The 6,182-nt window shown below is 36.7% G+C and carries 6 protein-coding genes; all 6 read right to left on the bottom strand.

What is annotated here, in order from left to right; translation table 11 throughout:
- Nucleotides 1-115 precede the first annotated feature (115 nt).
- Nucleotides 116-832 (bottom strand): cell division ATP-binding protein FtsE, encoded by a 717-nt coding sequence (gene ftsE, locus ABS911_RS13790; protein ID WP_350468035.1) that lies wholly within the window; start codon nucleotides 830-832, stop codon nucleotides 116-118.
- Nucleotides 833-948: 116 nt separating this feature from the next.
- Nucleotides 949-1,704 (bottom strand): flagellar hook-basal body protein, encoded by a 756-nt coding sequence (locus ABS911_RS13785; protein WP_350450931.1) that lies wholly within the window; start codon nucleotides 1,702-1,704, stop codon nucleotides 949-951.
- Nucleotides 1,705-1,716: 12 nt separating this feature from the next.
- A complete protein-coding gene (locus ABS911_RS13780; RefSeq protein WP_350450930.1) occupies nucleotides 1,717-2,475 on the bottom strand; it encodes a flagellar hook-basal body complex protein in 759 nt (252 codons plus the stop codon).
- Nucleotides 2,468-3,184, bottom strand: a complete 717-nt coding sequence (locus ABS911_RS13775) for a sigma-70 family RNA polymerase sigma factor (protein WP_350468034.1) — start codon at nucleotides 3,182-3,184, stop codon at nucleotides 2,468-2,470. The genes ABS911_RS13780 and ABS911_RS13775 overlap by 8 nt, the downstream gene beginning before the upstream one ends.
- Nucleotides 3,185-3,281: 97 nt before the next feature.
- Nucleotides 3,282-5,363, bottom strand: a complete 2,082-nt coding sequence (gene flhA / locus ABS911_RS13770; protein ID WP_350468033.1) for a flagellar biosynthesis protein FlhA — start codon at nucleotides 5,361-5,363, stop codon at nucleotides 3,282-3,284.
- A 27-nt stretch (nucleotides 5,364-5,390) separates the two neighbouring features.
- Nucleotides 5,391-6,182 (bottom strand): EscU/YscU/HrcU family type III secretion system export apparatus switch protein (locus ABS911_RS13765; protein ID WP_350468032.1); only part of this gene is annotated, 792 nt, incomplete at its 5' end.

Here is a 6,182-nt window from a genome sequence, read left to right as displayed (position 1 = left end):
TTTTAGAATACTTAACAAATAATAAAGTTTCTTTTCAATTAATTTTCAAAAAAAAAAAGATGCCTTTAGCATCTTTTTTGACCGAACCTATCTCTTATTAAACTAACTTGTTCGTTTAAATAGCTACATATTCTCCGAGCGAGATATCGTATTGAATCACGTCTTCATCTTTCTTTTCATCCCAAACAATTTTTCCTTGTTCAATCTCTATTACACGATTACGAAATTTATCTACTATTCTGCGATTATGCGTAACCATTAAAATCGTTGTTCCTTTTTGATTGATCCGGTAAAATAAGCGCATAATTTCTAAAGCTGTTTTAGGATCTAAATTACCTGTGGGTTCATCTGCAATGATTAATTTTGGGGAATTAACGATGGCACGTGCAATCGATACCCGTTGTTGTTCTCCACCAGATAGTTCTGTTGGTTTATCATTCGCTTTATGTTCTAATTCAACATAACGCAACGCTTGCATCACTAGCGGTTCAATCGCATCTGGTTCAGTTCCAATGACTTCCAAGGCATAGGCGATATTTTCAAAAACGGTGCGATCCAACAATAATTTAAAATCTTGAAAAACAACGCCAATCTGTCTTCTAAGTTTAGCGATATCTTTTTCTTTGATTTTAGATAATAGTTGTCCACAGACTTCAATTTGTCCTTTAGTCACTTTTTCTTCTCTATATAATAATTTTGCTAATGTTGATTTTCCAGAGCCGCTTGCTCCTACCAAATAGACAAATTCTCCATCTTTAATGGTAAGATTGACTCCTCTAAGAGCTTTTACACCTTTGGAATAATTTTTTACAACATTTTTCATTCTAATCATATTTTATCACCTGATTTACCTCAAATTCTTCCCTGACGTCATCATCCTATGCGTCAAACCAAATCCGATAGTGCATGTGCCAAAGTTATCATTTCAATCTGTTGGTCCACCAAATTCTATTGTTTAAATTGGTTGATCACAGAAGACATTTCATCTGTTCCCTGAGCGACTTTAAGATTTAAGGAATATGAACGCTGTGCCAACATCATTTCAGTAATAGAAGAGGCTAGGTCAACGTTTGATGCTTCTAAATAATTTTGTTGAATGGAACCTTCACCTGTTCCAAAAGCACCATTGTAACTATATTTGTTCTCTCCAATAGGTTCCAGTTCATTTGTTTGAGTTGGATAAAATAAAGGAATTGTTCCTACTAATGTACTTCCATTCTCTGAATGAATCGTTACGTCTCCATTTTCAGCAATAGAAACATCACCCTCAGGCCATTGATTGGTTGGGATAAGCGTTTGAATTTCTAACGTATCCCCGTTATCATTTGTGATCGATTTGTCTTCATTTACATGGAATGCTCCATCACGTGTCAAATAACGTTCTCCATTTTCTCCAACAACTCCAAAGAAACCTTCTCCAGCAATCGCTAAATGGTAATCATTTGGATCAGAAACTAGTGATCCTTGCGCAAAATTCGTAGACGTTACACCACTTTTTGAACCTCTATTGATCCCAGCATCTTGAACCGTATCTGATAGAAAATCTGCTTCACCATTCATATCATTCAGCAGCAACTCATTAAAACTAATATTTTTAGATTTATATCCGGTTGTATTAATATTGGCAATATCATTCGATACAGCATCCATTTGATTTTGGATCGCATTCATGCCACTTTTACTGATACTTAAAGGTATACTCACTTTCTTTTCCTCCTAGACTTTCCCAACTTCATTTACCGCTTTTCTTAACGTTTCATCCGCAGCACTGAGGGCTTTTTGATTGGCTTCAAATTCTCTTGAAACTTGCATTAAGTTCGTGATTTCATCGACTGTTTGTACATTTGATGTTTCCAGATAATTCTGCTGCATAACTGTTCCACCCATTTGTACCGTACCACCTTGTCCAGTGAACAATGTGTCTCCAGCTCTGGTTAATCCAGCTGTATCCTCAAATTCAGTTACCATCAAACTCATTCCTGTTCCTGAAATATTGCCTCTATTGTCAATTGAAAACTCTGTTCCATTAACTTGAATTGGAGAAGGCTGTCCATTTGCTGTTGTCCCAAGAACACGGTAGCCTTCTTGAGTGACTAGTTCTCCTGTATCGTTAACAGCAAAGTTCCCGTTACGTGTATAGTAATTCCCACCATTTGGCGCTTCTACTGTAAAAAAGCCGTCTCCTTGAATCGCTACATCTGTTGCAGAAGCAGTAGCTTTCAAACCCCCTTGGCTAAAATTTTGAGCGATTTCATCAATCTGATTGCCAAAGGTAAAACCGCCGATATCTTGCTGTTGATTTAAAAACGGGCCATCTAAATGGTTGGACATCATTTCTGATGCGCGGGTACTTTGAATAATTTCTTGCGATTTGTAACCTGAGGTATTGATGTTGGCTACATTTGCACTAATGTTCTCTTGTTTTTTTTGTAAGATATTAAAATTATTATTGAGTGTTGTTAAACTTCTAATCATCGTATTCTCTCCTCATCGATTCTTTTAATTTCAAAATCATTTTGCCGTGTATTTGTGAAACCCTAGGAACCGAAATATCGAAAATATACGCAATTTCTTTGAGTGACAGTTCTTCAACATAATACAAATTTAAAATGGTTTGTTCTCTCTTATCTAACTTGCTGACATTTTTTGTTAGCAGCTGCTGACGTTCTTTGTCTAACAAGGTGTCTTCAGAACCCGTCTCATGCTTATCTTCTAAGAAATCAATCAACTCGATCGAATTTCCGTCATCGCTAAACATAACTTTTTCTAGTGAGACAGATGCAAGATTATGTACTGTTTCGTGAATTTTTGTTAAGGCTTTTTCATCAATCTTCAATTCTTCGCAAATTTCTTTTTCAGTAGGTGTACGCATAAGTGTGGCTTCTAGCTTTTCTTTCGCACGATAATAGTCGTTCAACTTTCCCATTCTGGTTCGAGATACTGGAGCCGTTTTTCTGATTTCATCAATGATGGAGCCTTTTATTCTAATATACGCGTATCCCTCGAAAGGAACTTTTTTCGATTTATCGAATTTTTCCAGCGCATCCATAAGACCAATAACCCCAATATTATATAGATCATCTCGGTCATACTCACTTCGCTTAACATCCATTCGATTAACAATTTTTTCTACTAGGGGAAGGTATTTAATGATTTCCTTTTCCCTATCATTTTCATAATACATTTATACCCCTCCACCTTAGAAAACGGAATGAGTTGGAACGAATAGAATCTCTAACATTCCAGTCCTTCCTTCACTCAGCTTACTATTTTATTTGCACTTATCCTTCGATCATCCCGACTGTTTCAATCGGTATATCATTTGGTACTTCATTCAATGAAACCACCGTTAAATCAGGAAAATTATACGAGATTAAATTTTTCATTGCTGGTCTAATTTTTGGCGAAGCTAGTAAGACATGCGGTATTCCTCTTGCTGACAGTTGGTTATGGATGGATGTGATACTATCAAAAATCCGCGTAACTGTCTCTGGTTGTAAGATTGGAATGGAACCAGCAGAAGATTTTTGAATGCTTCGTGTGATCAATTCTTCTGTATCGGGCATTATGGTAACTACTTGAAGAACATTTTGTTCGTCTAAGTAAGGTTTAACCACTGTCCGTTTCAGAGCTTGACGTACGTATTCAGTTAACATTTCAATGTCTTTGGTTGTGTTTCCATAATCTGCTAAAGTTTCCAAAATAGTCACTAAATCATTGATAGGAATACTTTCTTTCAGTAAGTTTTGCAAAACTTTTTGAACTTCACCTAAACGAAGAATGTCGGGGATCAGTTCATCAATGACTACGCCATACTTATCTTTGATTCCTTCGAGCAATTGTTTCACTTCTTGTCTACCTAATAGTTCATAACTAGACTTGTAAATGGTCTCTTTCAAATGAGTCACTAAAACCGTTATCGGATCTACGACTGTATACCCTCTTAAATCAGCCGTTTCGCGGTCGCTTTCGTTTACCCACATAGCGTCCAAACCAAAAGCGGGTTCTTTAGTTGGAATGCCATCAAAGTCAAATTCTGTTTCACCGGGATCCACGATCATGTATTTATCTAAGTACAATTCTCCACGAGCCACGACGTTTCCTTTGATTTTGATCACATAATCATTGGCTTTCAGTTGCAAATTGTCTCTGATTCGAATGGGACTCAATAAGATGCCTAATTCATGAGCACTTTGTTTACGAATGGTTGTAATATGACTCATCAAGTTATTGTCTTGATTTTCATCCGCTATTGGAATCAGACCATACCCAATTTCAATGGATATGGGATCCACTTGAAATGAGGCTACAGATTCATCGGTGCTTTTTTCTTGGCTTGTTCGTTGTGCAGCTTTTGAACGAATCTCTTTGGCTTGTTGATTTGATTTCTGTGATTTTTCATTTTCCATCAATAAGTATCCAGCCACTCCAGCCACTAATCCCAAAAGTAAAAATGGAATAGTTGGAAAGCCTGGCATAATCGCGAATAATAGTAATATAGACGCTAGCATCATCATTACTTTTGGTGAATGGAATAACTCTTCCCCAATGGAACTACCAAAACCTTTGATGCTTCCAGAACGGGTCACTAATATCCCAGAGGCTACTGAAATTAATAATGATGGGATTTGACTAACTAATCCATCCCCAATGGTCAACTTACCAAATGTTGTCAAGGCTTCCATGATTTCCATATCATTTTGCAATGAATGAATGGCGATTCCACCAATAAGGTTAATGACCGTAATAATTAGACCAGCGATAGCATCTCCTTTTACGAATTTACTCGCTCCATCCATTGCTCCGAAAAACTGTGTTTCTCTTTCAAGGTCTGAACGTCTTTTTTTAGCAGTATCTTCATTGATCAATCCAGAGTTCAAATCCGCGTCAATTGCCATTTGTTTACCCGGCATTGCATCTAAAGTAAACCGTGCAGACACTTCAGAAACACGACTTGCTCCGTTGGTTACAACCATCATTTGAATAATAACGATAATAATAAAGATTACCGCTCCAACAATGAAATTACTTCCTGTTACAACGTTAGCAAAAGTTTCAATTACGGCTCCTGCTTCTCCTTCAGTTAAAATCAACCGTGTAGAAGAGATATTCAGGGCTAAACGGAACATGGTTGTAATCAATAATAATGTCGGAAAAGTTGAGAATTCTAACACATTTTTTGTGAACAAAGTCAGCAGTAATATCGTAATCGATAATGCTATGTTAATAATCAGCATAAAATCGAGTAATCCAGCTGGTAATGGAATAATGATCATTCCTAAAATCATCATTACAAAAAATGCAACAATAACATCCATAGAACTGGTTAGTTTTTCAATTTTCCCCCAAAAGGCAGTAGACATGTTTTTGAACTCCTCATCTTAAAAGCATTAAATCTTGTGTTTATTTATTTCTTCCATTTGGTAAACCAATGCTAGTATTTCAGCAATGGCTTGGTAAAGGTCAACTGGCACTGGTTGGCCGATCTCGACTGTTTTGTACATGGCTCTAGCAACTGGTTTATTTTCAATAATCGGAACATCAAAGGCTTTGGCCCGTTCTCTAATTTTGGCAGCTTGATAATCTGCCCCTTTAGCTACAATGATTGGAACGTCATCTTTGCCTTTCTCATAGCGAATTGCAATAGCCAAATGAGTCGGGTTCGTTATAATGGCGGTTGCAGTTTCTACATCTTGCAATGCGCCTTTTGTCAGCTGACGGTAACGCTGTCTCCTTTGAGACTTGATTTGTGGATCGCCTTCAGATTCCTTGTATTCATCTTTCAACTCTTGTTTAGACATTTTTAAATTTTTCCGGTAATCATAAACTTGATAAATGTAATCAATCAAACCTAATATAAGCAGCAGTATACCTAATTGGGTTCCCAGTTCCATTACAAGATCGGACATTAAGAAAAATAACTTTTCCGTTCCAACATTGCTGGAATTAAGGATCAAGTATACGGATGTTTCAAGTGTTTTATACGCCATCCAAAAGACTAATGTTAGTTTGGCAACATTTTTTACCATCGTAAACAATGTTTTTTTACTAAACATATTTTTAAAGCCGCTAATTGGATTTATTTTGCTTAACTTAAACTTAATGGGCTCCGCAGAAAACAGAAATCCAGTCTGGGCAATACTCGATACAAATGCTGCTACAAATGCAATGGCTAAAAATGG

This window comes from Carnobacterium sp. (assembly GCF_040274425.1).
This window is presented reverse-complemented; position numbering and strand designations above follow the sequence as displayed.

Coding starts and splice junctions, on each gene's coding strand:
- ftsE (WP_350468035.1), bottom strand. CDS start 832: ATGATTAGAATGAAAAATGTTGTAAAAAATTATTCCAAAGGTGTAAAA.
- ABS911_RS13780 (WP_350450930.1), bottom strand. CDS start 2,475: ATGATTAGAAGTTTAACAACACTCAATAATAATTTTAATATCTTACAA.
- ABS911_RS13775 (WP_350468034.1), bottom strand. CDS start 3,184: ATGTATTATGAAAATGATAGGGAAAAGGAAATCATTAAATACCTTCCC.
- flhA (WP_350468033.1), bottom strand. CDS start 5,363: ATGTCTACTGCCTTTTGGGGGAAAATTGAAAAACTAACCAGTTCTATG.